Below are 25,573 nucleotides of genomic sequence, written 5' to 3'. Positions count from 1 at the left end.
GGAAAAACATGTCCACGAAATTTGGGGATAACTCTGTTGGCAAACATGTGGGACCGTGGGTTCCGACCTTAATATAAGGGTTGATAGAGTGTTTGCCCATTTTTTGAGCAATTCATGAGTGCGTTGATTTCATTGAGAAATTTTCTGCACATTTGCCAAGCTATTGAAAGGATTAATACTTTTGTGACGGTCCTGTTACAAACCGTCGCGCAGTGCACAACTTTGGCCTGCGATTCGATTTTAGGCTCATTCCGGACCTAATACATCGGGCGTCCGCCAGCCCAGATGTTGGCCGCCATCGACGCAGAGCAACTGCCCTGTGACGGCGGGTGCGTCCATGAAATACCCCAGCGCCGCGACGATATCGGCGGGGTCCGCGCCGCGTTCTAGGATCGTCGCCGCGCGCTGCCGGTTGAAGTGATCTTCCGACTGGCGCGCGCCTTGAAGGGTCGGGCCGGGGCCGATCGCGTTCACCCGTATAGCGGGAGCAAGCGCCTGCGCGCTGGTCTGCGTGAGTGTCCACAGTCCCATCTTCGCGAGCGTGTAGGTCATGAACTCCGGCGTCAGCTTGCGCATCCGCTGGTCGACCATGTTGATCACCAGCGCGCGGGCCTTGGGCTCCGCACCCGAGCGATCGGCTTGCGGGGCCTGTGCCGCGAAATGCTGGATCAGCACGAAGGGCGCGCGCAGGTTCGAGCCGATATGCCGGTCCCAGCCTTCGCGGGTGGCCGAGCGGATCGTGTCGTATTCGAAGATCGAGGCGTTGTTGATCAGCAGATCGAGCGGCCCGTCGAGCGCCTGCGCCGCGCGCGGCACCAGTTCCGCCGTCGCGGCCTCGTCCAGCAGATCGGCTTGCACGACCTCGGCGCGTACGCCTTTCGCGCGGGCTTCTGCCGCCGTTGCCTCCGCCTCCTCTGCGGAGCCGTGATAATGGATTGCGACGTCCACGCCGCGCTCGGCCAGATAAAGCGCCATCGCGCGTCCCAGCCGTTTCGCGCCGCCTGTCACCAATGCTCGTTTCATGCGCTGCCTCCAATGAAGAGGGCCACCATATAGGCCAGGTACGCGGCGGTGAAAGCGATGCCGATGCCGCGGGTGATCACGCGATTGCCGAAGATGAACGGGGCCAGCGCGATCGAGGCCGCCGCCATCACCCAAAGGTCGACATGCAGCATCTGGCTCGGCACCGGAATGTCGCCGAACAGGCCCGCGACGCCGATGATGCAGAGCAGGTTGAAGATGTTCGAGCCCACGACATTGCCGAGCGCGAGGTCCGACCGGCCCTTCAGTGCCGCGGTGATGGACGTGGCCAGCTCCGGCAGCGAGGTGCCGAGCGCGACCAGCGTCAGGCCGATCACCGCATCCGAGACGCCCATCGCGCTGGCGATCTCGGAAGCGCCGCTGACCAGCCAGCTCGCCCCCAGAGGCAGCCCGATGAGCCCCGCGAGAACATAGAGCCCGATGCGCCAGAGCGGCATATTCGGATCGACGCTTTCGACCTCTTCATCGGCTTCGGTCTCGGGGTCGGAGCCTGCGCCGCGATTGGCGCGATGGGCGCGCGCTTCGCGGACCTGCCGGAACAGGATGATGCCAAGCGCGAAGAGCAGGAGCAGCGCCTGCGCCCAGCCGATCGGCCCCATGAAACAGACGAGGATGAAGAGGACCGTCGCGCCCATCATCAGCACGAAGCTCTCGCGCGTGTCGTGCAGATCGGTGCGGATCGCGGAGATGATCGCGGGAAGGCCCAGCACCAGAAGGATATTGGCGATATTCGAGCCCACGACATTGCCGAGCGCCATGCTGGGCGCCTTGTCGAGGACGGCCGCGACCGAGACCATCAGCTCGGGCGCGGAGGTGCCGAAGGCCACCACGGTCAGGCCGACGATCAGCGCAGGAATGCCAAGGCGCAGCGACATCGCCACTGCGCCTTTCACCAGCAGGTCACCCGCCACGACCAGCAGCACCAGCCCGGCGATGATCTCGCCGAAATCCCAGATCATTTTCGGCGCTCCGTCTTCTTGGCACTCTTGCTGTTGGAGGCCGTCTTGCAGGGGCAGGGGCCCCGGCCGATTTTCGGACGACCGCAGTCGGGACAACGCGCCGACAGCCTGCCGGGTCCGCGCGGGCCCTTGATCTTCGGCATCCGCAGCTTGCCGAACATGGCGAGCACCGCCATGACGACGAGGAAGAGTGTCATGCCCTTGATGAGCATCCGGTTACAGCCCGTAGCGCGCCCAGAGTGCGCGCTCCTCGGTCGTGTCGATCAAAGCGCCTGCCGTGGCCGCAGCCATCTCGCCTCCGATCTGTGCGCCGAAGCGCCGGAAGATCGAGCGTTTGGGCGCGTAAGGCACGATGCGGGTCTTCTCGCCGTAGATCTCTTTCAGCTTCGGCACCGCATGGCCGAGCCCGTCGATCAGCCCGGTGTTCTCGGCCAGCGCCTGCCGCCCGGTCCAGATATCGCCGGTAAAGAGGTCGCGATCCTCGGGCAGTTTCGCACCGCGCCGCGACTGCACGTGCTCCTTGAAGCTGACATGCATGTCGTCGAGCAGCTTGTTGAGCCGCGCGACGTCTTCGTCCTTCTCGGGGCGGAACGGGTCCATGAAACTTTTCGAGCCGCCTGCGGTATGAACGCGGCGCTGGATGCCGTGGCGGTTGATGAACTCGTCGAGGCCGAAGCCTGCCGAGATCACCCCGATCGAGCCCACGACCGAGGTCGGATCGGCCCAGATCTGGTCGGCGGCGCAGGCGAGCCAATAGCCGCCTGAGGCCGCGACGTCTTCGACGAAGGCATGGACGGGAATGTCTTTTTCATCCGCAAGCCTGCGGATGCGTCCCGCGATCAGCGCCGATTGCACGGGCGATCCGCCGGGCGAATTGATCAGCAGCGCGACCGCGGCCGGTTTGCCGCGCGCGAAGGCACGCTCGATGATCGGGGCCATGGCGGCATCCGACAGGCCGGGTGCACCGGGGCGTGAGACGCCGATGGCGCCGTGCAGACGGATAACCGCGACGAAGGGCGATTTCTTGACGAAAGGGAGGCGTTGGATCAGGCTCATGTGAGGGATGTAGAGGCTCACCCCTGCCCGCGCAAGCACGGCGATGACGGTTCCTGTCCGCGCCTGTTCGCGATTGAACCAGTCGTGACTTGCTGGCCGGGGCATGCTCGCCCCATCATCGGGGCCGGGAGGATGGATATGACCGAAGACGACAGGCTCGCCGCGATTCTGGCGGATCATGCGGGGCGCGAGGGTGCGCTGCTGCCCATTCTTCACGATGTGCAGGCCGCTTACGGCTGCGTGCCCGCCGATTGCTTCCAGTCGATCGCCGATGCTTTGCGGCTGAGCCGGGCCGAAGTGGCGGGCGTCGTCTCCTTCTATCACGACTTCCGCGATGCGCCCGCGGGCAAGCATGTGATCAAGCTGTGCCGCGCCGAGGCGTGCCAGTCGATGGGCGGGGCCGAGATGATCGCGCGGCTTGAGCATGCGCTGGGAATGAAAGTCGGGGAAACGAAGGGCGATGTGACCCTTGAGGCGGTCTATTGCCTCGGGCTGTGTGCCTGCGCGCCCGCCGCGATGGTGGGCGATCAACTGGTCGGGCGGGCGACGCCCGAGCGGATCGAGGCTCTGGTTGCGGAGGTCTCGGCATGAAGGTCTGGGTTCCCTGCGATGCCGCTGCCGTAGCCTGTGGGGCCGATGAGGTCGCTGCCGCGATCGCGTCGGCGGCTGGCCTGCGCGGCGAAGAGGTTGAGATCGTCCGCAATGGCACGCGCGGGATGATCTGGCTGGAGCCTCTGGTCGAGATCGAACGCGACGGCGTGCGCCACGGCTTCGGTCCGATGACGCCCGAGGACGTGCCCGCGCTGTTCGAGGGCGGCGATCAACCGAAGGCGCTCGGCCCGGTCGAGGAAATCCCCTTCTTCGCGCAACAGACCCGCCTGACCTTCGCACGCTGCGGGCGCACCGATCCGCTGTCTCTGGCCGATTACGAGGCGGACGAGGGCTGGCAAGGCCTGAAGCGTGCGCTGGAACTGGGCGGCGCGGATACCATCGAGGAGGTCACCACCTCGGGTCTGCGCGGTCGCGGCGGTGCGGGCTTCCCGACGGGTATCAAGTGGAAGACCGTCGCCGGGGCCGAGGCCCCGCAGAAATACATCGTCTGCAACGCGGATGAGGGCGATAGCGGCTCTTTCGCGGACCGGATGCTGATGGAAGGCGATCCCTACTGCCTGATCGAGGGCATGGCGATTGCCGGTCTCGCAGTCGGTGCGACCAAGGGCTTCATCTATGTCCGTTCGGAATACCCCCATGCGATCCGTACGCTGAACGCGGCGATCAAGGCCGCGCGCACGGGTGGGATCATCGGCGACAGCCTGATGGGGCAGGGACCGGCCTTCGATCTGGAGGTGCGCGTCGGCGCGGGCGCCTATATCTGCGGCGAGGAAACGTCGCTCCTGAATTCCCTCGAAGGCAAGCGCGGCATGGTCCGCGCCAAGCCGCCGCTGCCTGCGCTGGAAGGCGCGTTCGGCAGGCCGACCGTGGTCAATAACGTGCTTTCGCTGGCAGCCGTGCCGTGGATTCTGGTCCATGGCGGCGCAGCCTATGCGGAGTTCGGGCTGGGCCGCTCGCGCGGGACGATCCCGATCCAGATCGCGGGCAATGTCAAACATGGCGGACTGTTCGAGACCGGTTTCGGGATGTCGCTTGGCACGCTTGTGAATGAGATCGGCGGCGGCACGGCTTCGGGCCGTCCGTTCAAGGCGGTGCAGGTGGGCGGGCCGCTGGGCGCCTATCACGGGTCGGACGATTTCGATCTGCCGGTCTGCTACGAGGCTTTTGCCGATCAGGGCGGTCTCGTAGGCCATGCGGGCTTCGTGGTGCATGACGACAGCGCCGACATGCTCGCGCTCGCCCGCTACGCGATGGAGTTCTGCGCCATCGAGAGCTGCGGGAAATGCACACCCTGCCGGATCGGCGCGGTGCGCGGCATCGAGACGCTCGACCGCGTGGCGGCGGGCGACCCGGCGGCGATCGAGTTGCTGCATGAGCTATGCGAAGTGATGGAGAAGGGCTCGCTCTGCGCGATGGGGGGCTTCACGCCTTACCCGGTGCGCTCGGCGATCCGGCTTTTCCCGCAAGAATTCTCGCTCTCACAGGAGGCTGCGGAATGAAGGATTTCATCATCCCCGACGGCGTGCACGGGCCGAAACTCTCCGATATGGGCACGCCTGAAAAATCGGGCCCGCCCGTGACGCTGGTGATCGACGGCATGGATGTGAGCGTACCCGAGGGCACCTCCGTGATGCGCGCCGCCGCCGAGGCCGGGATCACCGTGCCGAAGCTGTGTGCTACCGATATGCTGGATGCTTACGGATCGTGCCGCCTCTGTGTGGTCGAGATCGAAGGGATGCGCGGCACGCCTGCGTCCTGCACCACGCCCGTGCGCGAGGGCATGGTCGTGAAGACCCAGACCGATCAGCTCGCGCGGCTGCGGCGCGGGGTGATGGAGCTTTATATCTCCGATCACCCGCTGGATTGCCTCACCTGCGCGGCCAATGGCGATTGCGAATTGCAGGATATGGCGGGGGCCGTGGGCCTGCGCGACGTGCGCTATGCGCCGGGTGAGAACCATGTCGAGACGCGCGCGGCGGAGGGGGCCAATCCGCTCTACATCCCGCGCGACGATTCCAATCCGTATTTCTTCTATGACCCGTCGAAATGCATCGTCTGCATGCGCTGCGTGCGCGCCTGCGAAGAGGTGCAGGGCACCTTCGCGCTGACCGTGGACGGGCGCGGCTTCGACGCCCGCATCTCGACCGGGACGGAGGATTTTCTGAACTCGGATTGCGTCAGCTGCGGCGCCTGCGTGCAGGCCTGCCCGACCGCAACCCTGCAGGAAAAGACCGTCGACGAGATCGGCGTGCCGGAGCGTTCGGTGGTCACGACCTGCGCCTATTGCGGCGTGGGCTGCTCCTTCGAGGCGCAGATGCGCGGCGACCAACTGGTGCGCATGGTGCCGTGGAAAGAGGGCAAGGCGAACCGCGGCCATAGCTGCGTGAAGGGCCGTTTCGCCTGGGGCTATGCGAACCACGGCGATCGCATCCTGAACCCGATGATCCGCGACAGCATCACCGATGCGTGGCGCGAAGTGTCGTGGGAAGAGGCGCTGGAGTTTGCCGCGAACGGCATCAAGCGTGCGCAGGCCAAACACGGCAAGGATTCCGTCGGTGTCATCACCTCCTCGCGCTGCACGAACGAGGAAACCTTCCTCGTGCAGAAACTCGCCCGCGCGGTGATGGGCACGAACAACACCGACACCTGTGCCCGCGTCTGCCATTCGCCCACCGGCTACGGGCTGAAGCAGACCTTCGGGACCTCGGCTGGCACACAGGATTTCGACTCTGTGGAGCAGGTGGATTGCGCCGTGGTGATCGGGGCGAACCCGACCGACGGACACCCGGTCTTCGGCTCGCGGCTGCGCAAGCGGCTGCGGCAGGGGGCGAAGCTGATCGTGGTCGACCCGCGCCGGATCGACCTGCTGGAGACTCCGCATATGGGCGAGGGGCATCACCTCCCGCTGCGTCCGGGCACCAATGTCGCGGTGCTGACCGCGATGGCCCATGTGATTGTGACGGAAGGGCTGTTCGACGAAGCCTTCATCCGCGAGCGCTGCGATTGGGACGAATGGACGGACTATGCCGAATTCGCCGCCGATCCGGCCCATTCGCCGGAAGCCGTCGAAGAGCTGACAGGTGTCGCGCCCGAGGCGCTGCGCCAAGCCGCGCGCACCTATGCCGCCGCGCCGAACGGGGCGATCTATTACGGGCTGGGCGTGACCGAGCATAGCCAAGGCTCGACCACCGTGATCGCCATCGCCAACCTCGCGATGATGACCGGCAATATCGGCCGTCCCGGCGTGGGCGTGAACCCGCTGCGCGGCCAGAACAACGTGCAGGGCTCCTGCGATATGGGCTCGTTCCCGCACGAACTGCCGGGTTATCGCCATGTCAGCGACGATGCGGTGCGCGCGATCTTCGAGGCCGAATGGGGTGCCACGCTCGACCCCGAGCCGGGGCTGCGCATCCCCAACATGCTCGACGCGGCCGTCGCGGGGGATTTCAAGGCGATCTACATTCAGGGCGAAGACATCCTGCAATCCGATCCCGACACCCATCACGTGGCCGCGGGCCTCGCCGCGATGGACTGCGTGATCGTGCATGATCTCTTCCTCAACGAGACCGCGCGCTACGCCCATATCTTCCTGCCGGGCTCGACCTTCCTCGAGAAGGACGGGACCTTCACCAATGCCGAGCGCCGCATCAACCCGGTGCGCAAGGTGATGGCACCGAAGGCGGGGCTGGCCGATTGGGAGGCGACGCAGGCGCTGGCCAATGCGCTGGGCGCGGGGTGGAGCTACACCCACCCCTCAGAGATCATGGACGAGATCGCGCGCACGACGCCGGCCTTCGCGGGCGTCACCTACGATCTGATCGACCAGATGGGCTCGGTGCAATGGCCCTGCAACGACGCGCATCCGCAAGGCTCGCCGGTGATGCATGAGGATGGCTTCGTGCGCGGCTCGGGGCGGTTCATCCGCACGGCCTATGTCGCGACCGAGGAGCGCACCGGACCGCGCTTCCCGCTGCTGCTGACGACCGGGCGCATCCTGTCGCAGTATAACGTGGGCGCGCAGACGCGGCGGACCGAAAACTCCGTCTGGCATGCCGAGGACCGGCTGGAAATCCACCCGCATGACGCCGAGACGCGCGGCATTCGCGACGGGAATTGGGTGCGTCTGGCGAGCCGTGCGGGCGAGACGTCCTTGCGTGCGACGATCACGGATCGGGTCTCGCCCGGCGTCGTCTACACGACCTTCCACCACCCCGACACGCAGGCCAATGTGGTCACCACCGACAATTCCGACTGGGCGACGAACTGCCCTGAATACAAGGTGACGGCGGTGCAGGTGGGGCTGTCGAACGGGCCTTCCGACTGGCAGGAGCTTTATACGGCGCAGACCAAGCTGACCCGCCGCGTCGAGGCGGCTGAATGACAGCGACGGATTGGGACATGCCCAGCGGCGCGGTGCAGCGGCTCGCGGAGGAAGTGCCGGTCGCGCTGTCCTTCGACGGGGTGACGCAGGCGGTGATGATGGCGAGCCCCGCCGATCTGGAGGATTTCGCACTGGGCTTCGCGCTGTCCGAAGGGCTGATCGCGGACGCGTCCGAGATCACCCGGCAGGAGCTGGAAATGACCGAGGCCGGGATCGAGGCGCGCAACTGGCTGGCCGCGCCCGCGGGCGCACGCTTTGCCGAACGCCGCCGCGCCACGATGGGCCCGGTGGGTTGCGGGCTCTGCGGGATCGAACAGCTGGAAGAGGCGCGGCGCAAGCTGTCGCCGGTTCGCCCGCCGCGATTCACCATGACGCCGGAACAGGCCACGGAGGCGCTCGAGACCCTGCGCGACCACCAGCCGCTGCAGGACGAGACCCGCGCCGCCCATGCGTCGAGCTTCTGGCAGCCGGGCAAGGGAATCGTGCTGACGCGCGAGGATGTCGGGCGGCACAACGCGCTCGACAAGCTGATCGGGGCGCTGATCCGGCAGGGCATCGATCCCGCAGGCGGCGCGCTTGTGATGACCTCGCGGCTCTCGGTCGATCTGATCCAGAAGGTCGTGACGCTCGGCATCCCCGTCATCGTCGGCCCCTCCGCCCCGACCGCGCTTGCGGTGAGCGAGGCGCGGGACGCGGGCCTTACCGTTATCGCGCGCGCAGGCCGGGGCCTCGCGCTTTACACCGCGCCGCAGGAGGCCACCGCATGAAGCCTGAGAAACTCGCCGGGATGGCCAATCAGATCGCACAGTTCTTCGAGAGCCAGCCCGGCGATCAGGCGCATGCCGTCGCCGATCACATCAATGCCAACTGGGCACCCACGATGCGCGACACGTTCCTCGCGGCGGCCGACAAGCTGGACCTGCACCCGCTGGTGAAAGCGGCCTTGCCGGAGATCCGCGCCCCTCAGCGGGGCTGATCGCCGGGCTTCACGACCGGCGCGAAGGAGAGGGTGAAGTTTTTCCCGTCCGCGAAGGGGTAGGGCGCCGCGAGTTGCTGCACCAGCGTCTCGAAGGGGGCGCATTGCGGCTCTTTCCCTGAAAGAAATGGATCGGCAGCGCGATCGCGGCTGGGATTAGCCGCGACAGGAACAGGCGACGGTCGCGGGAAGGGTCTGCCGCGCGTGGCGGACAGGTGGTCGATACCACTTTCGACAGGCGGGCCAAAGCGCGAGATGTCCGAGTTTCGCCGGGCGTGGCCGCGATGCCGCGCCCTCGGCGAGCGCGGCTCTGCGATGGCTCAGGCCTCTTTCGAGCGCTCGATATAGGCGCGCAGTTCCTCGGCCTCGTGGCGCGCGTCGCGTAGACCATCCATCGCCGCGCGCAGTTCCGCCTCGGTCTGGCTGAGCTGATTGGCCAGTTCCGCCTCGCGCTGCTCGACATAGACGAGCGCCTGATCGCGGGTCTCTTCGGCTTCATGCAACGCCTGCGCCATCTGCTCCAGTTCGCCCATATCGGCCTGGCTCACGCGGGTGAGGCGGTGGATCAACCAGCTCGCGAACCAGCCGAGCGCGAAAGCCACGAAAAGGATGATCGCTGTGGCGATGATGAATTCGGTTCTGTTCATATGACGTCCCTTCAGCCCTTCGACAGGTCCTCCGGCCGCGATTGCGGGCGCGGCGTTTCATCGCCGGGCGTCTCGACCGGAATTTCTTCTTCTTGCGGAGCGTCTTGCTCCGGTTTGGCGGCGGTGTCCCCATCGCCGGATTGGTCTTGCGCGCCTTCCTCGGTGGCGGGCGCGCCGTCATCGGTCACGGCGCCGTTCCAATGCGGCTCGCCGTCGTCAGCGCCTGCCGTGGCGTCTGCCGTGGCATTGGGCAGCGCGTCGTCGCCCACCGGCGTCTCGTCCAGCAGGACGAATTCGATCCGGCGGTTCATCTCGCGGCCCTGCTCGGTGTCGTTCGAGGCGATCGGCTGCGCTTCGCCATAGCCCTTCGCTTCGAGATTGCCGATCAGCACGCCACGGTCCAGAAGTCCGCGGATCACCGCCTGTGCGCGCTGTTGCGACAGCTGCAGGTTCATTTCCTCGCGGCCCTGATTGTCGGTGTAGCCGGCCACTTCCATCTTGAAATCGGTGCAGTTCTTCATCGACTTCGCCAGTGCGTCGAGCGCGTCCAGGCTTTCCGATGCGACCTGCGCCGAACCCGGATCGAAATCGACCTTCTTCTTTTTCAGCGTGTCATTGAGGCGTGCCACACATTCCTTGCCGGTCGGCAGGGCCAGTACCTCGTCGAGGCGTTTGTCGTACTTCACGCTCAGGTCGATCTGCGCGTCTTCGCCAAGCTGGCTCGTCAGGATACGCGAGATCGTGTCGGAGGCCTGCGGATCGCCCGAGACGCCGTTGACCGAGATGCCGTCGCGGGTGACCGTGACCTTGCCGTCATGGAGCACCGACAGCGCATCGAGCGCGGCCAGCGTGCGCACCGGCCAGCCGGCGGGAAGCTCCTCGTCGACGCGGGTTGCGCCGTGGACATTGTCATGGCCGAGCTTGGCGCGTGCGTAGCTTTCGATGGTCTGGCGTTCGCGCGCATCGGTCACGCGGCCCTTGAGCTCGACATGGCCGTCGCCGTCGCGGGTCGCGGTGAAGCTGGCCTCGGCGGCTTTCGCATCGGGGGACGGTTCGCGCTTGGCCTTGAGCGAGAACACTCCGGGCAGGTTCGATTCCAGCTCGCCCACGATATCGTCGAACTTCTGCTGATCGACGGTCGAGGGCACGTCCAGCGCGATATCGGCATCCGAGAAGGTCACCGAACCCGCGCCGAGATCGCCGACCGCCTTGATCGCCATCTGCGCGGCCTTGGCCCAGTCGGGCGACGGGGTGCCCATGCCGATGGTGCAGGTCAGCGTGCCTTTCGCGCCTGCGCCGCGGGCGGCGGCCAGGATGTGGTCGCGTGCGCGCTCGGTATCGGCGGAGCAGGCGTCGAAATGCGGGCCTTCCTCTTTGTCGATGAGGAAGCGCAGGGTGAAGGGGGTTATCACGGGGCGCGGCGCGGAGATGTCGAAGCTGAGCTTGAGATCGGTGGGGCGGCGGCGCGCGAGCGACGTCTCCACTCGGCCTTTTTCGGAGGGGCTGTCGGTGATCGCCTGTACCGAGACCTTGCCAGCGGTGACCGACACTTTCGAGCGCGGCAGCGTCTCGATCGTGGTCATCGCGAATTGCATCGCTTCGTCCCAGCCGCCCGGCACCGGGTAATCGGCGCTCTCGAGCATGTCGGTGACGCCATCCTCGCCCGCGACTTTCGAGAGCTTCTCGACGATCGCATCGCGGTCGACCGAAGAGGGCACCAGCCCGATCAGCGAGATGCCGTTCTCGTTGCGCAGCATCTCCAGCGAGAAGGCGGGGGGCGTGATCGGCTTGGTGATCTGCGTGTCGGTATTGTCGACGACCCGCGAGCTGTCGACGTATTTGTCGACCTCGGAGACGGCGCGGAACCGTTCGGCCTCGGTCGGGGCGGTGCCGGAGAGGATCACCTGCAGCCCGTCGGTATGGACCCGCATCCAGCCGTAGCCCTGCGCCTCCATCGCGACGCGCACTTCTTGTTTCGTGGATTTCTCGACAACGGTCGCAGCGCCGCCCGCAATGACTGCGGACACGACGAGTGCGAGGACAAAGGCGGCGATCGTCAACAAGGTGGCGCGGCTGCGCATCGGTCTCAGGCCCTCCCCCGGGGAATCTTTATCCCGTTTCCTTAAGGCGCAGGGGCGCGGGGATCAATCGAAACGCCGTTACACGATTGCGCCAACGGCGAGAAACAGCGCAGCGATGAGGCCGGTGTCGCGGTTCGCGCGGAACAGTTTCAGGCAGGTGTCCGGGTCGTCGATATCGAGCTGGCGCATCTGCCAGAGCATGTGCCACCCCATCGCCCAGGGCGCGAGCAGCGAGATCGCGAGACGCAGCGGCGACGCGCCGGGCATGAGCGCACCCATCACGGCGATGGTCATCAGCGCGACGGAGGTCATCAGGAAACCGCCCAACCATTTTGCGCTGTCGTCGCCAAAGAGCCGCGCGGTGGATTTTACCCCGATCAGCGCGTCGTCTTCCTTGTCCTGATGCGCATAGATCGTGTCGTAGAACAGCGTCCACGCCATGCCCGCGAAATAGAGCACGACCGGCGGCCAGCTCAGGCTGCCGGTATGCGCGACCCATAGCAGCAGCGCGCCCCAGTTGAACGCGATCCCGAGGAAGATTTGCGGCCACCAGGTGAAGCGCTTGGCGAAGGGATAGATCGCGACCGGACCCAGCGAGAGAACCCCGAGGATGATCGCGGGCGTGTTGAAGGTCAGCAGGATCGCAAAGGAAATCAGCGACTGGATCACCGCCCAGGCCAGCGCCTGTTTCGTCGAGACCTGCCCCGAGGGGATCGGCCGCGAGCGGGTGCGGGCCACGCCTGCATCGATGTCGCGGTCGGTGATGTCGTTCCATGTGCAGCCCGCGCCGCGCATCAGGAAGGCCCCGATCGACGCGCCGACTGCGAGCCAGAGGTCCCACCAGATGAAGCCGCCCGTCGAGGCCGCGGCCAGCGCGATCGACCAGTAGCAGGGCAAGAGCAGCAGCCACGTCCCGATCGGACGGTCGGCACGGCTGAGCCGCAGATAGGGCCGCGTCCATGCCGGGGCCAGCCGGTCGACCCAGTTGCCGCGATAGGCATCCGCGACCGTGCCGTTTGCGTCGTTCGGGGGCTCGCCCGTGCTCGCGTTTGCCGCCTCTGGCGTTTCGGTTTTTCCGCTCATACAGTCCGCCTCATGGAACGTGCCAAGATCAGGCTCTGTGTAGAGCACCCGCTGGGCGCGGGGCAAGCCGTGCCTCTGACTCAGGACGAAGCGCATTACCTCTTTGCGGTGATGCGGCTGGCCGTGGGCGCCCGTGTCGCGCTGTTCAACGGGCGCGATGGCGAGTGGACGGCGGAGGTCGTCGAGGCTCATAAGAAGCGCGGCATTCTGGCCTGTGTCGAACAGGCCGCGCCGCAGCTCGCGCCGCCCGATCTCTGGCTGATCTTCGCGCCGATCAAGAAAGAGCGCACCGATTTCATCGTCGAGAAGGCGACCGAGTTGGGCTGCGCCAAGGTGCTGCCGGTGCAGACCGAGTTCACCAATTCCGCGCGCATCCGGCAGGACCGTTTGCAGGCCCATGCCAAGGAAGCGGCGGAGCAATGTCTGGGCACCTATGTGCCCCCGGTCGAGGATTTGCAGGGTCTCAAGAAGCTGCTGGATGGCTGGGATCCGAGCCGTCGCATCCTCTGGGCCGACGAGGCTTTGGTCGGTCCCGCTGAGACGTTGGCAGGGTTGGAACCCGGCCCTTGGGCGATCCTGATCGGTCCCGAAGGCGGGTTCTCGGAGGCCGAGCGCGAGATGCTCCGTGCCCGCGATTTCGTCACTCCGGTCAGCCTAGGTCCGCGCATCCTGCGCGCCGATACGGCGGTCTGCGCGGCGATCACATTGTGGCAATCGGCGCTGGGAGACTGGCGTTGATCCGTCCTGAGGTCGCAGAGGGCTTCAAGCGCTGGGGCGAGGTGATCGCGGCGGGCGTCGTGGTGGCGTTCGGTGCGTGGCTGATCTGGCTCGGCGGATTGATCCTGATGCCGCTGGGACTGGTCGCGGTCGCGCTCGGGCTCGGCTGGGCGCTGATCGGCTGGCGGCGGCTGCGCTTCGCGCGTGAAACAAATGCGCCGGGTCTGGTCGAGATCGACGAGGGCCGCATCTCCTATTTCGCGGCCAGCCGGGCGCGCGCCATTGCGGGGCCGGGCAGCAATGTCTCGGCGCTCGGAATGGGCGGCGAGTTGCCGCTGCGCGAATTGGCGGAAATCCGACTGCTGACGCTGCAGGGCCAGCAATATTGGCGGCTGCGCAGCCTCTCGGGCGAGGCGCTTCTGATCCCGCTCGATGCGGCGGGGGCGGATGCGCTCTACGATGCCTTCGCGAGCCTGCCGGGGATCGACATGGGGAAGATCTCTGCCGCGCTTGACCAAAAGACTGCCGCACAGAGCCTCTGGACCCGCAAACAGGTTTCACGCTTGACTTGAGCCAACCCCCGCGCCACCTGTGGCGCTCCATAAAGCGACGCGAGAAAAGACATGTCCATTCCGCAGCAGGGCGGTGGCCCGATCGAGCGCTTCGAGCAACTGGCCGAATATCTGGCCGAAGGTGAGAAGCCGCGCGACGACTGGCGCATCGGCACCGAGCATGAAAAATTCGGCTATTGCGCGGACAAGCAATTGCCGCTGCCCTATGACGGCCCGCGGTCGATCAAGGCGATGCTGGAAGGTCTGCGCGACCGCTTCGGCTGGAAGCCGGTGGAAGAGCAGGGCAAGATCATCGGGCTGGAACTGAACGGCGCGAATGTGAGCCTCGAGCCGGGCGGTCAGCTGGAACTGTCGGGCGCGCCGCTCGAGACGATCCACCAGACCTGCGACGAGGTGAACGAGCACCTGCGCGAAGTGCAGTCGGTCGCCGACGATATCGGTGTGAAGTTCATCGGTCTGGGCGCGGCCCCGATCTGGACGCAAGACCAGATGCACATGATGCCCAAAGGGCGCTACCGGCTGATGACCGATTACATGGGCCGCGTGGGCGAGCTGGGCACGCAGATGATGTATCGCACCTGCACCGTGCAGGTGAATCTCGACTTCGGTTCGGAAGCCGACATGGTGCAGAAGATGCGCGTGGCGCTGGCGCTGCAGCCGGTCGCGACCGCTCTGTTCGCCAATTCGCCCTTCCTCGACGGCAAGCCCAACGGCATGAAATCGTGGCGCAGCCATATCTGGCAGAACCTAGACGATGCGCGCACGGGCATGCTGCCCTTCATGTTCGAAGAGGGCGCGGGCTACGAGGCTTACGTGAACTACGTCCTCGATGTGCCGATGTATTTCGTCTATCGCGACGGCAAATATATCGACGCGCTGGGCCAGTCCTTCCGCGACTTCCTCAAGGGCGAGCTGCCCGCGCTGCCCGGCGAGAAGCCGACGCTGAGCGATTGGGCCGATCACCTGACGACCGTCTTCCCCGAGGCGCGCGCGAAGAAGTTCATCGAGATGCGCGGTGCCGATGGCGGGCCGTGGCGGCGTCTGTGTGCGCTGCCCGCGCTGTGGGTCGGTCTGCTTTACGACCAGACCGCGCTGGATGCGGCATGGGATCTGGTGAAGGGCTTCGATCACGAGACCCGCGAAGGTCTGCGCCGTGCGGCGGCGGTCGATGCGCTGCAGGGCGAGTTCAACGGCGTGAAGCTGCATGACCTCGCACGCGAGACGGTGGCGATCGCGAAATCCGGTCTGGCGGCGCGGGCGAAACCCGGCGCGGGCGGGATGATCCCCGACGAGACCCATTTCCTCAACGCGCTGGAAGAGAGCGTCGAGACGGGCCGCGTGCCTGCCGATGAGCTTCTCGAGAAATATCACGGCGAGTGGAATGGCGATCTGAGCAAGATCTACGCCGAATACAGCTACTGATTAGAGGGCAGGGCGGTCTGCCGCCCCGCCGTTCCTCTCACCGCGCCCCCAGCCGCTCGCGCACCCATTCCGGGACCAGCATGCTCGCCGGGCCTTGGCGCGATGTGTCGAACATCGTGCTGCCCGCCGAGGGGTCGAGGTTCAGTTCCAGCGTCTCCACCCCGCACATCGCGGCGTCCTGCACGAAGCTTGCCGCGGGGTAGACATTGCCGCTTGTGCCGATCGAGACGAACAGATCCGCCGCCTCCAGCTCGCGGATGATCCGATCCATCTGATAGGGCATCTCGTTGAACCAGACGATGTCGGGTCGCGTGGCCTTGCGCCCGCAGCCGGGGCAGGTGTCTTGCGGCTGCATTGCCTCGGGCGCGGGCCAGCGATGGTCGCAGGCGTGGCACAGCGCGCCGAAGAGCGAGCCATGCATGTGGATCACGTTCTGAGAGCCGGCGCGCTCGTGCAGATCATCGACATTCTGCGTCACCACCAGAACCTCGTGGCCCGGATCGGCCTCCAGCTCGGCCAGCGCGAGATGGGCGGGGTTCGGCTGGGCCGCCCGCGCCGCCGCCCGGCGCGCGTTGTAGAAGCGGTGCACCAGCGCGGGGTCGCGCGCGAAGCCCTCCGGCGTCGCCACGTCCATGATGCGGTGTTCCTCCCAAAGACCGTCGCTTGCCCGAAACGTGCGGATGCCGCTTTCGGCAGAAATTCCTGCGCCGGTCAGAATCACGACCTTGGCCATCGCTGCGCCCTCCGTTATCACTTCCTCTATGCGTATCCTCTTTCTCTGCCTTGGCAATATCTGCCGCTCGCCCGCCGCCGAAGCGGTGACCCGTCACAAGGCCGCCGCAGCGGGGCTCGATATCGAGTTCGACAGTGCGGGCACCGGCTCCTGGCATCTCGGAGAGCCGCCCTATGATCCGATGATCGCGGCGGCGGAAGCGCGCGGCTACGACATGCGCAGCCTGCGCGCACGGCAAATCCAGCCCGCCGATTACGACGGGTTCGATGTGATCCTAGCGATGGATGAGAATAACCTGCGCGATGCGCTCGACGGGGCTCCGCGCGAGATGCGCGCACAGGTGCAGATGTTCATCGACGGGCCGGAGGGGCCGCGCGATGTGCCCGATCCCTATTTCACCCGCAATTTCGATGGAGCCCTCGATCTGATCGAGGCGGGCGCGGATCAGCTGATTGCCGATCTCCTCGCCGACGAGGAAGAACAGCGGCGCGGGCAGTAGGCCGCGCCGCCGGTCAGGCGCTTACTTGCAGAAGCCTTCCGCGGTCGCGGCGAAGTTCTTGTAGCGGTCCCAGAAGTCCGAATCCGACTTGCGGTCGGACATGCGCACTTCCTGCGCGCGGTCGGGATCGTGGAAGAAGCTGGCGGCGCGGCGCTGGTCGCGATGGCTCAGCGTCATGTCCGCGACTTGCTGGATGCAGCCGCAGGTGCCGGGATTGCTGGCGCGGCCCGCTTTCTGACACGCATTGTCGATCGGCCCGGCCGAGGCCATCGAAGCGAGCGCCATCGCGCCCGAGAACGCGCAGATTCCGAGTGTCGTTTTGAAAGTCATCTACTGCCCCTTTGTCGTTGCGGCCGGCATGTGTTTGCCGATCCTGCCTGCTCATTTGTCCGCGATTCTAACTCAAATTCAAAAAGCGGGCAATAAAACAGGCAGGATTCCGCCGGTTCGGGGCAGGGGAGGGAACCCGTTTTCTAGCCGTCGCGTTGCGCGTAAACGGGCCCACTACATCTGGATGGCGTCCGCCCTCCAGATCACTCTTCGACCGGGGTGGCCTCGTAGCCTGCACCTTTCAGGGCGCTGATCACGGTGGATTCGGGCAGCCCTTCCACCTCGATCTCGCGATCTTCCAGATAGACATCGGCCTTGCCGCCGACCTCTTCGATCGCGGCCTCGACCGAGGCTTTGCAGTGCCCGCAGGTCATGTTCGGAACGGAATAGATCATCTTGCGTCTCCGGTATTTCGTGTCTCAGCGATATGTCGGACGCGACCGGGCCGAGGTCAATGGCAGATGGCGTTCAATCCCTCTTCCCGGCCCGCTTTTTCCCCTGTATACGCGCGCCCATGACTGATCTTGATCGCATCCGCAATTTCTCCATCGTGGCGCATATCGACCACGGTAAATCCACGCTTGCCGACCGGCTGATCCAGCTGACCGGCACCGTGGCCGAACGCGATATGAAGGACCAGCTCCTCGACGCGATGGATATCGAGCGAGAGCGCGGCATCACGATCAAGGCCAACTCGGTGCGGATCGACTATCCCGCCAAGGACGGCAAAACCTATGTGCTGAACCTGATCGACACCCCCGGCCACGTCGACTTCGCCTATGAAGTCTCGCGCTCGATGCAGGCTGTCGAGGGCTCGCTGCTGGTCGTGGACGCCTCGCAGGGCGTCGAGGCGCAGACGCTCGCCAACGTCTATCAGGCGATCGATGCGGATCACGAGATCGTCCCGGTCCTGAACAAGATCGACCTTCCGGCGGCAGAGCCCGAGCGCGTGAAAGAGCAGATCGAGGATGTGATCGGAATCGACGCCTCCGAGGCGGTCGAGATTTCCGCGAAGACCGGTCTGGGCATCCCGGACGTGCTGGAAGCTATCGTGCATCGTCTGCCCGCCCCGCAGGGCGACCGCGACGCGCCGCTGAAAGCGATGCTGGTGGATTCGTGGTACGATCCCTATCTGGGCGTCGTGGTTCTGATCCGCGTTATGGATGGCGTGATCAAGAAGGGCGACCAGATCAAGATGATGAAGACGGGGGCGACGTACAAGCTCGACCGTCTCGCCGTTCTGAAACCCGCGATGGTCAATATCGACGAGCTGGGCCCCGGCGAGATCGGCGTCTTCACCGCTTCGATCAAGCAGGTGCGCGACACCAAGGTCGGCGACACGATCACCCATGAGAAGAAGCCCTGCGCCAACGCGCTGCCGGGCTTCAAACCCTCGATCCCGGTCGTGTTCTGCGGCCTCTTCCCGGTCGATGCGAACGATTTCGAGGCGCTGCGCGACGCGATCGAGAAACTGCAGCTGAACGACGCGAGCTTCTCGGCGGAGATGGAAACCTCGGCCGCGCTCGGCTTCGGCTTCCGCTGCGGCTTCCTCGGGCTGTTGCACCTCGAAGTGGTGCGCGACCGTCTGGAGCGGGAATACGATCTCGACCTGATCACCACCGCGCCCTCGGTCGTGTTCAAGATCCACATGAAGGACGGCGAGGTGATCGAGCTTCACAACCCCGCCGACATGCCCGACCTGACCTATGTCGACCATATCGAGGAGCCGCGCATCAAGGCGACGATCCTCGTGCCGGACGAATATCTGGGCGATGTGCTCAAGCTCTGTCAGGACCGCCGCGGCATTCAGCAGGACCTGACCTATGTCGGTGGCCGCGCGATGGTGGTCTATGACCTGCCGCTGGCCGAGGTCGTGTTCGACTTCTATGACCGACTGAAATCGGTCACCAAGGGCTATGCCAGCTTCGATTACCAGATCACCGAATATCGCGAGGATTACCTCGTGAAGATGTCGATTCTCGTCAATGACGAGCCGGTCGACGCGCTCTCGATCATGGTCCACCGCGACCGGGCCGAGGCCCGCGGCCGCGCCATGTGCGAGAAGCTGAAAGACCTGATCCCGCGCCACATGTTCAAGATCCCGATCCAGGCCGCCATCGGCGGTCGTGTGATCGCACGCGAGACGCTGTCGGCGATGCGTAAGGACGTGACCGCGAAATGCTATGGCGGCGACGCGAGCCGGAAGAAGAAGCTTCTGGAAAAGCAGAAGGCCGGTAAGAAGAAGATGCGCCAGTTCGGGAAGGTCGAAATCCCGCAGAGCGCGTTTATTGCGGCGCTGAAGATGGACGAGTGATCTTCCACAAATTGACGACTAAGGGCCCGGCGATTGCGCCGGGCCTTTTCGTTTCAAAGCCCGCGCCGGAAGGGCAGGGCGCGGGTCTTTCTGAGGAACATGGTGCGCCACCCTCACGTTCTCCTCCCAGACCTATTTCAGGAGGAAACGACATGACCGACCAAGCCAAGATCGAGAACGATTTCTGGGACGCGCTCGACTCGGATCGCACCGTGATGCTGGCGCGGGCCGGGGTCGAGACGGCAGCCCCGCGTCCGATGACGGCGATCGTCGAGGAAAAGCCCGGCCCTGTGTGGTTCTTCACCGCGCGCGACACGGAATTGATGGACGGGCTGGCCCCCGGTGCGGGGGCGATGTTCACCTTCGCGGATAAGGGCCACAAGGTCTTCGCGACCGTCACGGGGCGTCTGACCGAGAATGCCGATCCCGCGGTCGTGGAGCGGCTGTGGAACCCCTTCATCGGCGCCTGGTACGAGGGAAAGGACGACCCGAAGCTGGTGCTGCTGCGCTTCGATGCGGATCAGGCCGAGATCTGGGACAGCGGCAACGCGCTGGTCGCGGGCGCGAAGATTCTGCTGTCGTCGGATCCGGGCGAGTCGATGAAAGACCGCGTCGCCCATGTGAATTACTGAGCCGGGCGCATCCCGGAAATCAGAGACAAGAAAAGGCCCCGGAGATCTCCGGGGCCTTTGATTCTTCGCTAAGCTATCAAGCTTGGAATTTAGCGCGCCTGACGCGCCTCGCTTGCGATGGTGCTGCCTGCAACGGACAGATCCTGACCCGCGCCTTGCACCGTGTTGCAGGCCGCGAGGCCCAGAAGGATCACGGTCATTGCTGCCATTTGAACCGATTTCGTCATCTCTTACGCTCTCCTATTAAGCCATTGTCGGCCAACGTACGAAAAAATTTACGGTTCCGTGGAACTGGAGGCAAGAAGCGGCGTTTTGCCATCGAGCACATAAGGGAGAGCCCGAATGAAAAAGCCGCTACGCCTTTTCCTCGCCGCCCTCTCGGCCCTCGTCGTGACCGGGGTCGTGGTGATCGCAGCTCTGACTTTCGGCTTTGTCGGATGGCAGGAATTCGCGTTCGCCGTGATCGTCGGACTTGTCTTAGGAATTCCCGCAGGTCTCTGGACCGAGCGGCGTATCAAAAGGAATGACCCGTTCTGGCCGCCCCGCCAGGCATGATCCCTGTCAGAACGGTCTTGCGGCCCCTGCTTTGTCCCTCGCGGGGGCCGCACACTCCGCCCGAGCTGGTTAACTTCTTGTTAATTAAGCTCTGAAAGGCTCCGGGTTGTCCCTCCCCGGAGCCTTTCAATGTCTAAAGCCCTGTTTTTTCTGAGCCTCTGCCTTCTCGCGGCCTGTGCCTCCCCGGCGCCGCAGTTCCTCGGCGCGTCCCGGCATGACATCACGCTCGACGGCATCGATTTCGTCGTCTTCCTCAAGGGCGACCGGGCGGAGGTGGTGCGCATGGGTTATCTGCGTCGGGCAGAGCGGGCGCGCGTGCCGCCCCTGATGATCCGCGCGGCAGAGCAGGTGTCGGGTTGCAAAGTCGCGGGACCGGCGGGCGGGCTCTATCGGTCGCCCTCGCTGCCCGGAGATACGGGGGAGGCGCGCTTCCAACTCGATTGCTGATGCGACGCCCTGCCGCAGCGGCGACCGCGCGGACTTGATGCGGATCAAGGTCACATCCGCGTGATCGGAGTCAGTCTGGCGACCGAAATGCGCCGTTCAATGGAGATCAGACATGCGCCTCTTCGGTATCATCTACGCCCTCGTCGGACCGACCCTCGCGGGTATTCTCATCACTGCCGCGCTGACGATGAACATGTTCACGACCAACGCGATGATCGTTTCTGCGGTGATCGGGTTCCTCGTCGCCGTGCCAGTTGCGTGGTATATCGCCAAAATGATCCGCGAAAACGCCTGACGGCGCGGCGCGGCACAGGCGTCGGGACAATCCCAACTTCGTGAAGGGTGGAACCTCTGCGCCTTCGCCGCGCTAGTCCGGCGAGGCGCGGCGGCGTTTCGTCAATTCAAAGAGGTAATATGTCCTACGCTCCCGGCTATTCGAAAACCCAGATTTGGCTCCACTGGGCCGTCGTTTTGCTGCTCATCGTCCAATATCTGTTCAATGACGCGATGGGCCATACCTTCCACGATCTGATGGAGAGCGGATCGGCTGACGCCGGTATCCTGACCTATGGCCACATCGTCTTGGGGATCGCGGTGCTCGTGCTTGCGATCTGGCGCCTGATACTGCGCGCGACCCATGGCGCACCCGAGCCGCCGGAGAACGACCCCGCCATTTTCCGGCGCGGCGCGGCCACAGTCCACGGGCTGCTCTACGTGACGCTGTTCGCGATCCCGATTGCGGGGCTCGTGGCCTATTACGGGCAGCTTGGATGGGCGGCAGAGACGCACTCGATCCTGACGACCCTGTTGCTGTGGCTGGCCGGGCTGCATGTGGCGGCGGCGCTTTATCACCAATACGTCAAGCGCGATCACCTGATCCGGCGGATGATGAAGCCGGGCGCGTGAGCGCAGCGGCGCGGTTTCCTCAGCTTGTGGAGTTGAGGAAACGCGCCACGTCGGCTTCGAACTCGCGGGGTTTCTCGGCGTGCAGCCAGTGCCCCGCATTGTCGATTTCCTCGAAGCGCGCCTGCGGGAAGAAGCCGCGGATACGGTCGTGCATTTCGGGCCGCACGTAATGCGAGTCCGCGCCCGACAGGAACAGCGTCGGGCCGTCGTACTGCTTGCCGTCCAGCGCCTCGGGCCAGCCGAGGATGTCGTCCATATTCGCCTTCAGCGCGGCAAGGTTGAACTTCCAGCGCGGCGGGCCGTCGCGCAGCACCAGAGATTGCAGCAGGAAGGCGCGGGTGCCCGGATCGAAGACTTGCTCTCCCAGCCGCTCATCCGCGGCAGAACGCGAGGTGAGGTCGGCGATATCCATCCCCTGCATCGCCTCGATCAGCGCGCTGTGGTTGTCGCCGTGGTCGTAGTTCTCGGGCGCGATATCCGCGACGATGAGATGCACCACGAGTTGCGGTCGCGTCAGGGCGAGGGTCATTGCCGCCTTGCCGCCCATCGAATGGCCCAGCACATCCGCGACCCCGCCATTCGCCTCGATCACCTCGGCGATGTCGTCGGCCATCGCCTGATAGCTGTGATCGTCGTTCCAGAAGCTGTCGCCATGATTGCGCATATCGAGCGCGATGACGGGGCGATCCGCGCTCAGCCGCTTGGCGATCGCGTTCCAGTTCCGGGCCGATCCGAAAAGACCGGGGGCGATGATCAGCGGTCGCGCGCCGGGATTGCTGTCGGAGGAGTAGGGGGTCGTGTTCAACATGGGGCTAAGCTAGATCGCCGCTCGGGGGGCTTCCAGAGCGGATGCGAAAAAATCTGCGGCCATGCGCGCAGTTGCGCTGATCTCGCGCGGCGGATAGCGTCCGGTGCGGAATTGCTGAGCGCGGCGTAAGGGAGAGGGCCGGATGGGGCCGGAGAAGATCAATCAGATGGCGGGGCAGGTCTCGCGGCTTCTGGCGCAGCGGCTGGGGGCGAAGGGGCCGACGCTCGAGGCGCGGGTCGCCTCGCGGGCCCGGGCGCTGCCGCGCAAGGTGCGCAAGGCGGCGCTGGTGCTGGTCGATGCCGAGCGCAAAGCGCAGGCGCCCAAGATCGCCCGGCAGTTGGATGCCCGCAGGGTGGAGGGCGCTTTCGCGACCTGTCGCGACTATCTCGAACCGCTGGGTGCGGCGGAGCGGCTGCGCGCTGCGGCGCTTGGCCTCGCCAGTTCGATCGCCGTGATCGTGGTGATCGTGGGCGGCACCTTGCTGGCCGCGATGGTCTGGACCGGGGCGATCTGATCGGGCCGCGATCCCAGACATGAAAAAGGCCCCCGGATCGCGGGGGCCTTCAACTCAATCTCGAAACCGGATCACAGTTCGGGGTAGATCGGGAAGCCGCTGAGCAGGGTCGCGACCTTGGCTTTCACGGCCTCTTCGACCTCGCCATTGCCCTCTTCGCCATTCGCGGCGAGCCCGTCGACCACTTCGACGATCAGGCGTGCGATCTCGCGGAACTCTTCCTCGCCGAAGCCGCGGGTGGTGCCCGCCGGGGTGCCCAGACGGATGCCCGAGGTGACCATCGGCTTTTCCGGGTCGAACGGGATGCCGTTCTTGTTGCAGGTGATATGCGCGCGGCCCAGAGCCTTCTCGGTCGCGTTGCCTTTCACGCCTTTCGGGCGCAGGTCGACCAGCATCACGTGGGTGTCGGTGCCGCCGGTGACGATGTCGAGGCCACCCTTCATCAGCTCGTCTGCCAGCGCCTGAGCGTTCTTCACGACCTGCTCGGCATAGCCCTTGAACTCGGGGCGCAGCGCCTCGCCGAAGGCCACGGCCTTGCCGGCGATGACATGCATCAGCGGACCGCCCTGGATGCCCGGGAAGATCGCCGAGTTCACCTTCTTCGCAATCTCCTCGTTATTGGTGAGGATCATGCCGCCACGCGGACCGCGCAGGGTCTTGTGCGTCGTGGTGGTCGCGACATCGGCATAGGGGAAGGGCGAGGGGTGCTGGCCGCCGGCCACGAGACCCGCGAAGTGGGCCATGTCGACCATCAGATACGCGCCGACCTCATCCGCGATCTCGCGGAACTTGGCGAAGTCGATCTGACGCGGGATGGCCGAGCCGCCCGCGATGATCAGCTTCGGCTTGTGCTCGAGCGCCAGTTCGCGGACCTGATCGTAGTCCAGCAGGCTGTCTTGCTTGCGCACGCCGTATTGCACCGCGTTGAACCACTTGCCCGACTGGTTCGGCTTGGCGCCGTGGGTCAGGTGGCCGCCCGCATCGAGGCTCATGCCGAGGATGGTGTCGCCCGGCTTCACGAGCGCGGTGAACACGCCCTGGTTCGCCTGCGAGCCCGAGTTCGGCTGGACGTTGGCGAATTCGCAGCCAAAGAGTTCCTTGGCGCGGTCGATCGCGAGGTTCTCCGCGACGTCGACATATTGGCAGCCGCCATAGTAGCGCTTGCCCGGGTACCCTTCGGCGTATTTGTTCGTCAGCACCGAACCCTGCGCCTCCATCACCGCCTTCGAGACGATGTTTTCCGAGGCGATCAGTTCGATCTCGTCGCGCTGGCGACCGAGTTCATCGGTGATCGACTTGAAGAGTTCGGGGTCACGGCTGGAGAGGCTTTCGGTGAAGAAGCCCGCATCGCGTTGGTCTTTCATGGCCATTCCTCGCAAAGATCCGGTCGCCGACCGTTTAGCGCAGATTTCACAGGGCTGAAAGCAGACAAACGACCAAATCGGTCATTTCCGCGCCGGATTGACGCTTGTCTTTCGTCCAAGCCCTTGCAACACCTTGGACATGCAGGAGGAACGCGCCGTGGCGAACCAGTATACCCATATCCATTTCGCGGCCTCCCACGCCGAGACGGCGCAGGCGGCGCAGGCCGATCTGGTCGCGCGCTACGGGCAGGTGCCGCGTTATGCGGCCGATGTAATCGTGGCGCTTGGCGGTGACGGGTTCATGCTGCAATGCCTGCACGAGGGCACGGGGCTGCCGGTTTACGGGATGAATCGTGGCTCGGTCGGCTTCCTGATGAACGACTATGTCGCAGACGATCTGCCCGCGCGGCTCGAGGCGGCGGAGCAGGCGGTGATCAATCCGCTGTCGATGAAGGCCGAGACCCAGGACGGGCTGCTGCATGAGGCGCTCGCCATCAACGAGGTCTCGCTGCTGCGTGCAGGCCCGCAGGCGGCGAAGCTGAAGATCTCGATCAACGGCAAGGTGCGGATGCAGGAGCTGGTCTGCGATGGCGCGATCGTCTCCACTCCCGCCGGATCGACCGCCTATAATTTCTCCGCGCACGGGCCGATCCTGCCGATCGGCTCGGACGTGCTGGCGCTGACCGGAATCGCGAGCTTCCGGCCGCGGCGGTGGCAGGGCGCGATCCTGCCATCCTCCGCGCTGGTGCGCTTCGATATTCTCGAACCCGACAAGCGCCCGGTCATGGCCGATGCGGACAGCCGCTCGGTCAAGCCGGTCAAATGGGTCGAGGTGCGCTCCGAGCCGGAGATCGAGCATTGCATCCTCTTCGACCCCGGTCACGGGCTCGAAGAGCGGTTGATGCGCGAACAGTTCGCCTGAGG

Annotated in this window: 30 protein-coding genes; 17 read left to right on the top strand and 13 right to left on the bottom strand. The window is 65.2% G+C overall.

What is annotated here, in order from left to right:
* Positions 1–246: 246 nt before the first annotated feature.
* The 4 genes from AC2TZ7_RS00255 to AC2TZ7_RS00240 are packed head-to-tail and all read right to left on the bottom strand — an operon-like array spanning position 247 to position 3,050.
* Entirely contained in the window at positions 247–1,023 is a 777-nt protein-coding gene (locus AC2TZ7_RS00255; RefSeq protein ID WP_489865490.1) for an SDR family oxidoreductase, read from the bottom strand.
* Entirely contained in the window at positions 1,020–2,000 is a 981-nt protein-coding gene (locus AC2TZ7_RS00250; RefSeq protein ID WP_489865489.1) for a calcium/sodium antiporter, read from the bottom strand. The genes AC2TZ7_RS00255 and AC2TZ7_RS00250 overlap by 4 nt, the downstream gene beginning before the upstream one ends.
* Positions 1,997–2,212, bottom strand: a complete 216-nt coding sequence (locus AC2TZ7_RS00245) for a hypothetical protein (protein WP_489865488.1) — start codon at positions 2,210–2,212, stop codon at positions 1,997–1,999. Before AC2TZ7_RS00245 ends, AC2TZ7_RS00250 begins: the two co-directional genes overlap by 4 nt.
* A 4-nt stretch (positions 2,213–2,216) precedes the next feature.
* On the bottom strand, positions 2,217–3,050 hold the full coding sequence (locus AC2TZ7_RS00240; RefSeq protein ID WP_489866768.1) for a S49 family peptidase: 834 nt from the start codon (positions 3,048–3,050) through the stop codon (positions 2,217–2,219).
* A 144-nt stretch (positions 3,051–3,194) separates the two neighbouring features.
* Here AC2TZ7_RS00240 and AC2TZ7_RS00235 point away from each other — a divergent pair, with 144 nt between their 5' ends.
* From AC2TZ7_RS00235 to AC2TZ7_RS00215, 5 genes are read left to right on the top strand one after another with little or no spacing between them, the layout of a single operon-like run.
* Positions 3,195–3,647, top strand: coding sequence for a formate dehydrogenase subunit gamma (locus tag AC2TZ7_RS00235; RefSeq protein WP_489865487.1), 453 nt, complete (start codon positions 3,195–3,197; stop codon positions 3,645–3,647).
* Positions 3,644–5,167: a formate dehydrogenase beta subunit gene (locus tag AC2TZ7_RS00230; RefSeq protein ID WP_489865486.1), complete on the top strand. Its 1,524-nt coding sequence runs from the start codon at positions 3,644–3,646 to the stop codon at positions 5,165–5,167. The genes AC2TZ7_RS00235 and AC2TZ7_RS00230 overlap by 4 nt, the downstream gene beginning before the upstream one ends.
* Positions 5,164–8,049 (top strand): formate dehydrogenase subunit alpha, encoded by a 2,886-nt coding sequence (gene fdhF, locus AC2TZ7_RS00225; RefSeq protein WP_489865485.1) that lies wholly within the window; start codon positions 5,164–5,166, stop codon positions 8,047–8,049. The genes AC2TZ7_RS00230 and fdhF overlap by 4 nt, the downstream gene beginning before the upstream one ends.
* A complete protein-coding gene (gene fdhD / locus AC2TZ7_RS00220) occupies positions 8,046–8,816 on the top strand; it encodes a formate dehydrogenase accessory sulfurtransferase FdhD (RefSeq protein ID WP_489865484.1) in 771 nt (256 codons plus the stop codon). The genes fdhF and fdhD overlap by 4 nt, the downstream gene beginning before the upstream one ends.
* A complete protein-coding gene (locus AC2TZ7_RS00215) occupies positions 8,813–9,025 on the top strand; it encodes a formate dehydrogenase subunit delta (RefSeq protein WP_078569797.1) in 213 nt (70 codons plus the stop codon). Before fdhD ends, AC2TZ7_RS00215 begins: the two co-directional genes overlap by 4 nt.
* 320 nt (positions 9,026–9,345) lie before the next feature.
* Here the strand turns inward: AC2TZ7_RS00215 and AC2TZ7_RS00210 are convergent, their stop codons facing one another.
* The 3 genes from AC2TZ7_RS00210 to ubiA all read right to left on the bottom strand — a co-directional run bounded on the left by AC2TZ7_RS00210 (position 9,346) and on the right by ubiA (position 12,836).
* Positions 9,346–9,672 (bottom strand): hypothetical protein, encoded by a 327-nt coding sequence (locus AC2TZ7_RS00210; protein WP_078522484.1) that lies wholly within the window; start codon positions 9,670–9,672, stop codon positions 9,346–9,348.
* 11 nt (positions 9,673–9,683) lie between these two features.
* Positions 9,684–11,753: an OmpA family protein gene (locus AC2TZ7_RS00205; RefSeq protein ID WP_489865483.1), complete on the bottom strand. Its 2,070-nt coding sequence runs from the start codon at positions 11,751–11,753 to the stop codon at positions 9,684–9,686.
* A gap of 78 nt (positions 11,754–11,831) precedes the next feature.
* Positions 11,832–12,836 carry a 4-hydroxybenzoate octaprenyltransferase gene (gene ubiA / locus AC2TZ7_RS00200; protein WP_489865482.1) on the bottom strand — a complete coding sequence of 335 codons (1,005 nt, stop codon included), beginning with the start codon at positions 12,834–12,836 and terminating at the stop codon, positions 11,832–11,834.
* Positions 12,837–12,848: 12 nt separating this feature from the next.
* Between ubiA and AC2TZ7_RS00195 the strand changes: the two genes are divergently transcribed.
* From AC2TZ7_RS00195 to AC2TZ7_RS00185, 3 genes are read left to right on the top strand one after another with little or no spacing between them, the layout of a single operon-like run.
* A complete protein-coding gene (locus tag AC2TZ7_RS00195) occupies positions 12,849–13,574 on the top strand; it encodes a 16S rRNA (uracil(1498)-N(3))-methyltransferase (RefSeq protein ID WP_347431482.1) in 726 nt (241 codons plus the stop codon).
* Positions 13,571–14,125 carry a hypothetical protein gene (locus AC2TZ7_RS00190; protein WP_489865481.1) on the top strand — a complete coding sequence of 185 codons (555 nt, stop codon included), beginning with the start codon at positions 13,571–13,573 and terminating at the stop codon, positions 14,123–14,125. Before AC2TZ7_RS00195 ends, AC2TZ7_RS00190 begins: the two co-directional genes overlap by 4 nt.
* Before the next feature lie 51 nt (positions 14,126–14,176).
* The gene (locus AC2TZ7_RS00185) at positions 14,177–15,547 is read left to right on the top strand and encodes a glutamate--cysteine ligase (RefSeq protein WP_078522489.1); all 1,371 of its coding nucleotides are present in this window, start codon (positions 14,177–14,179) and stop codon (positions 15,545–15,547) included.
* A gap of 37 nt (positions 15,548–15,584) precedes the next feature.
* Here the strand turns inward: AC2TZ7_RS00185 and AC2TZ7_RS00180 are convergent, their stop codons facing one another.
* Entirely contained in the window at positions 15,585–16,280 is a 696-nt protein-coding gene (locus AC2TZ7_RS00180) for an NAD-dependent deacylase (RefSeq protein ID WP_489865480.1), read from the bottom strand.
* A gap of 28 nt (positions 16,281–16,308) precedes the next feature.
* On the opposite strand from AC2TZ7_RS00180, the gene AC2TZ7_RS00175 reads away from it, so the two are divergent.
* Positions 16,309–16,779, top strand: a complete 471-nt coding sequence (locus AC2TZ7_RS00175; RefSeq protein ID WP_489865479.1) for a low molecular weight protein-tyrosine-phosphatase — start codon at positions 16,309–16,311, stop codon at positions 16,777–16,779.
* A gap of 21 nt (positions 16,780–16,800) precedes the next feature.
* Here AC2TZ7_RS00175 and AC2TZ7_RS00170 read toward each other — a convergent pair whose 3' ends face one another.
* Both AC2TZ7_RS00170 and AC2TZ7_RS00165 read right to left on the bottom strand, forming a co-directional pair.
* Complete coding sequence (locus tag AC2TZ7_RS00170) at positions 16,801–17,109, bottom strand: hypothetical protein (protein WP_489865478.1); 309 nt, start codon at positions 17,107–17,109, stop codon at positions 16,801–16,803.
* Positions 17,110–17,312: 203 nt separating this feature from the next.
* Positions 17,313–17,504, bottom strand: a complete 192-nt coding sequence (locus AC2TZ7_RS00165) for a heavy-metal-associated domain-containing protein (RefSeq protein WP_088719522.1) — start codon at positions 17,502–17,504, stop codon at positions 17,313–17,315.
* 119 nt (positions 17,505–17,623) lie between these two features.
* Between AC2TZ7_RS00165 and lepA the strand changes: the two genes are divergently transcribed.
* Together lepA and AC2TZ7_RS00155 are read left to right on the top strand one after the other, a co-directional pair.
* Entirely contained in the window at positions 17,624–19,423 is a 1,800-nt protein-coding gene (gene lepA, locus AC2TZ7_RS00160) for a translation elongation factor 4 (RefSeq protein ID WP_088725431.1), read from the top strand.
* Between the two features lie 152 nt (positions 19,424–19,575).
* The gene (locus AC2TZ7_RS00155) at positions 19,576–20,055 is read left to right on the top strand and encodes a pyridoxamine 5'-phosphate oxidase family protein (protein ID WP_489865477.1); all 480 of its coding nucleotides are present in this window, start codon (positions 19,576–19,578) and stop codon (positions 20,053–20,055) included.
* Between the two features lie 89 nt (positions 20,056–20,144).
* On the opposite strand, the gene AC2TZ7_RS00150 is transcribed toward AC2TZ7_RS00155, so the two are convergent.
* Positions 20,145–20,282, bottom strand: a complete 138-nt coding sequence (locus AC2TZ7_RS00150; RefSeq protein ID WP_098412000.1) for an entericidin A/B family lipoprotein — start codon at positions 20,280–20,282, stop codon at positions 20,145–20,147.
* Between the two features lie 115 nt (positions 20,283–20,397).
* Between AC2TZ7_RS00150 and AC2TZ7_RS00145 the strand changes: the two genes are divergently transcribed.
* From AC2TZ7_RS00145 to AC2TZ7_RS00130, 4 genes are all read left to right on the top strand, one after another.
* Positions 20,398–20,610 carry a hypothetical protein gene (locus AC2TZ7_RS00145; protein ID WP_098411999.1) on the top strand — a complete coding sequence of 71 codons (213 nt, stop codon included), beginning with the start codon at positions 20,398–20,400 and terminating at the stop codon, positions 20,608–20,610.
* Between the two features lie 129 nt (positions 20,611–20,739).
* On the top strand, positions 20,740–21,057 hold the full coding sequence (locus tag AC2TZ7_RS00140) for a hypothetical protein (protein ID WP_489865476.1): 318 nt from the start codon (positions 20,740–20,742) through the stop codon (positions 21,055–21,057).
* Positions 21,058–21,169: 112 nt separating this feature from the next.
* Positions 21,170–21,352 (top strand): hypothetical protein, encoded by a 183-nt coding sequence (locus AC2TZ7_RS00135; RefSeq protein ID WP_078522498.1) that lies wholly within the window; start codon positions 21,170–21,172, stop codon positions 21,350–21,352.
* 119 nt (positions 21,353–21,471) lie between these two features.
* Complete coding sequence (locus AC2TZ7_RS00130; RefSeq protein WP_489865475.1) at positions 21,472–21,963, top strand: cytochrome b; 492 nt, start codon at positions 21,472–21,474, stop codon at positions 21,961–21,963.
* Between the two features lie 19 nt (positions 21,964–21,982).
* On the opposite strand, the gene AC2TZ7_RS00125 is transcribed toward AC2TZ7_RS00130, so the two are convergent.
* On the bottom strand, positions 21,983–22,771 hold the full coding sequence (locus AC2TZ7_RS00125; RefSeq protein ID WP_489865474.1) for an alpha/beta fold hydrolase: 789 nt from the start codon (positions 22,769–22,771) through the stop codon (positions 21,983–21,985).
* Positions 22,772–22,913: 142 nt separating this feature from the next.
* Here AC2TZ7_RS00125 and AC2TZ7_RS00120 point away from each other — a divergent pair, with 142 nt between their 5' ends.
* A complete protein-coding gene (locus AC2TZ7_RS00120; RefSeq protein WP_489865473.1) occupies positions 22,914–23,285 on the top strand; it encodes a hypothetical protein in 372 nt (123 codons plus the stop codon).
* Between the two features lie 71 nt (positions 23,286–23,356).
* Here AC2TZ7_RS00120 and glyA read toward each other — a convergent pair whose 3' ends face one another.
* Positions 23,357–24,649 (bottom strand): serine hydroxymethyltransferase, encoded by a 1,293-nt coding sequence (glyA, locus tag AC2TZ7_RS00115; RefSeq protein ID WP_489865472.1) that lies wholly within the window; start codon positions 24,647–24,649, stop codon positions 23,357–23,359.
* A gap of 157 nt (positions 24,650–24,806) precedes the next feature.
* Here glyA and AC2TZ7_RS00110 point away from each other — a divergent pair, with 157 nt between their 5' ends.
* Positions 24,807–25,571: an NAD kinase gene (locus AC2TZ7_RS00110; protein WP_232621656.1), complete on the top strand. Its 765-nt coding sequence runs from the start codon at positions 24,807–24,809 to the stop codon at positions 25,569–25,571.
* Positions 25,572–25,573 lie beyond the last annotated feature (2 nt).

The organism is Thioclava sp. ISO4, assembly GCF_058105145.1.
The sequence above is the reverse complement of the archived record's forward strand: the minus strand, read 5'-3'. Positions and strand labels throughout refer to the sequence as shown.

Excerpts from the sequence above, each read along its gene's own strand:
- AC2TZ7_RS00255 (WP_489865490.1), bottom strand. The coding sequence starts at position 1,023 with ATGAAACGAGCATTGGTGACAGGCGGCGCGAAACGGCTGGGACGCGCG.
- AC2TZ7_RS00250 (WP_489865489.1), bottom strand. The coding sequence starts at position 2,000 with ATGATCTGGGATTTCGGCGAGATCATCGCCGGGCTGGTGCTGCTGGTC.
- AC2TZ7_RS00245 (WP_489865488.1), bottom strand. The coding sequence starts at position 2,212 with ATGCTCATCAAGGGCATGACACTCTTCCTCGTCGTCATGGCGGTGCTC.
- AC2TZ7_RS00235 (WP_489865487.1), top strand. The coding sequence starts at position 3,195 with ATGACCGAAGACGACAGGCTCGCCGCGATTCTGGCGGATCATGCGGGG.
- AC2TZ7_RS00230 (WP_489865486.1), top strand. The coding sequence starts at position 3,644 with ATGAAGGTCTGGGTTCCCTGCGATGCCGCTGCCGTAGCCTGTGGGGCC.
- fdhF (WP_489865485.1), top strand. The coding sequence starts at position 5,164 with ATGAAGGATTTCATCATCCCCGACGGCGTGCACGGGCCGAAACTCTCC.
- fdhD (WP_489865484.1), top strand. The coding sequence starts at position 8,046 with ATGACAGCGACGGATTGGGACATGCCCAGCGGCGCGGTGCAGCGGCTC.
- AC2TZ7_RS00215 (WP_078569797.1), top strand. The coding sequence starts at position 8,813 with ATGAAGCCTGAGAAACTCGCCGGGATGGCCAATCAGATCGCACAGTTC.
- AC2TZ7_RS00210 (WP_078522484.1), bottom strand. The coding sequence starts at position 9,672 with ATGAACAGAACCGAATTCATCATCGCCACAGCGATCATCCTTTTCGTG.
- AC2TZ7_RS00205 (WP_489865483.1), bottom strand. The coding sequence starts at position 11,753 with ATGCGCAGCCGCGCCACCTTGTTGACGATCGCCGCCTTTGTCCTCGCA.
- ubiA (WP_489865482.1), bottom strand. The coding sequence starts at position 12,836 with ATGAGCGGAAAAACCGAAACGCCAGAGGCGGCAAACGCGAGCACGGGC.
- AC2TZ7_RS00195 (WP_347431482.1), top strand. The coding sequence starts at position 12,849 with ATGGAACGTGCCAAGATCAGGCTCTGTGTAGAGCACCCGCTGGGCGCG.
- AC2TZ7_RS00185 (WP_078522489.1), top strand. The coding sequence starts at position 14,177 with ATGTCCATTCCGCAGCAGGGCGGTGGCCCGATCGAGCGCTTCGAGCAA.
- AC2TZ7_RS00180 (WP_489865480.1), bottom strand. The coding sequence starts at position 16,280 with ATGGCCAAGGTCGTGATTCTGACCGGCGCAGGAATTTCTGCCGAAAGC.
- AC2TZ7_RS00175 (WP_489865479.1), top strand. The coding sequence starts at position 16,309 with ATGCGTATCCTCTTTCTCTGCCTTGGCAATATCTGCCGCTCGCCCGCC.
- AC2TZ7_RS00170 (WP_489865478.1), bottom strand. The coding sequence starts at position 17,109 with ATGACTTTCAAAACGACACTCGGAATCTGCGCGTTCTCGGGCGCGATG.
- AC2TZ7_RS00165 (WP_088719522.1), bottom strand. The coding sequence starts at position 17,504 with ATGATCTATTCCGTTCCGAACATGACCTGCGGGCACTGCAAAGCCTCG.
- lepA (WP_088725431.1), top strand. The coding sequence starts at position 17,624 with ATGACTGATCTTGATCGCATCCGCAATTTCTCCATCGTGGCGCATATC.
- AC2TZ7_RS00155 (WP_489865477.1), top strand. The coding sequence starts at position 19,576 with ATGACCGACCAAGCCAAGATCGAGAACGATTTCTGGGACGCGCTCGAC.
- AC2TZ7_RS00150 (WP_098412000.1), bottom strand. The coding sequence starts at position 20,282 with ATGACGAAATCGGTTCAAATGGCAGCAATGACCGTGATCCTTCTGGGC.
- AC2TZ7_RS00145 (WP_098411999.1), top strand. The coding sequence starts at position 20,398 with ATGAAAAAGCCGCTACGCCTTTTCCTCGCCGCCCTCTCGGCCCTCGTC.
- AC2TZ7_RS00140 (WP_489865476.1), top strand. The coding sequence starts at position 20,740 with ATGTCTAAAGCCCTGTTTTTTCTGAGCCTCTGCCTTCTCGCGGCCTGT.
- AC2TZ7_RS00135 (WP_078522498.1), top strand. The coding sequence starts at position 21,170 with ATGCGCCTCTTCGGTATCATCTACGCCCTCGTCGGACCGACCCTCGCG.
- AC2TZ7_RS00130 (WP_489865475.1), top strand. The coding sequence starts at position 21,472 with ATGTCCTACGCTCCCGGCTATTCGAAAACCCAGATTTGGCTCCACTGG.
- AC2TZ7_RS00125 (WP_489865474.1), bottom strand. The coding sequence starts at position 22,771 with ATGTTGAACACGACCCCCTACTCCTCCGACAGCAATCCCGGCGCGCGA.
- AC2TZ7_RS00120 (WP_489865473.1), top strand. The coding sequence starts at position 22,914 with ATGGGGCCGGAGAAGATCAATCAGATGGCGGGGCAGGTCTCGCGGCTT.
- glyA (WP_489865472.1), bottom strand. The coding sequence starts at position 24,649 with ATGAAAGACCAACGCGATGCGGGCTTCTTCACCGAAAGCCTCTCCAGC.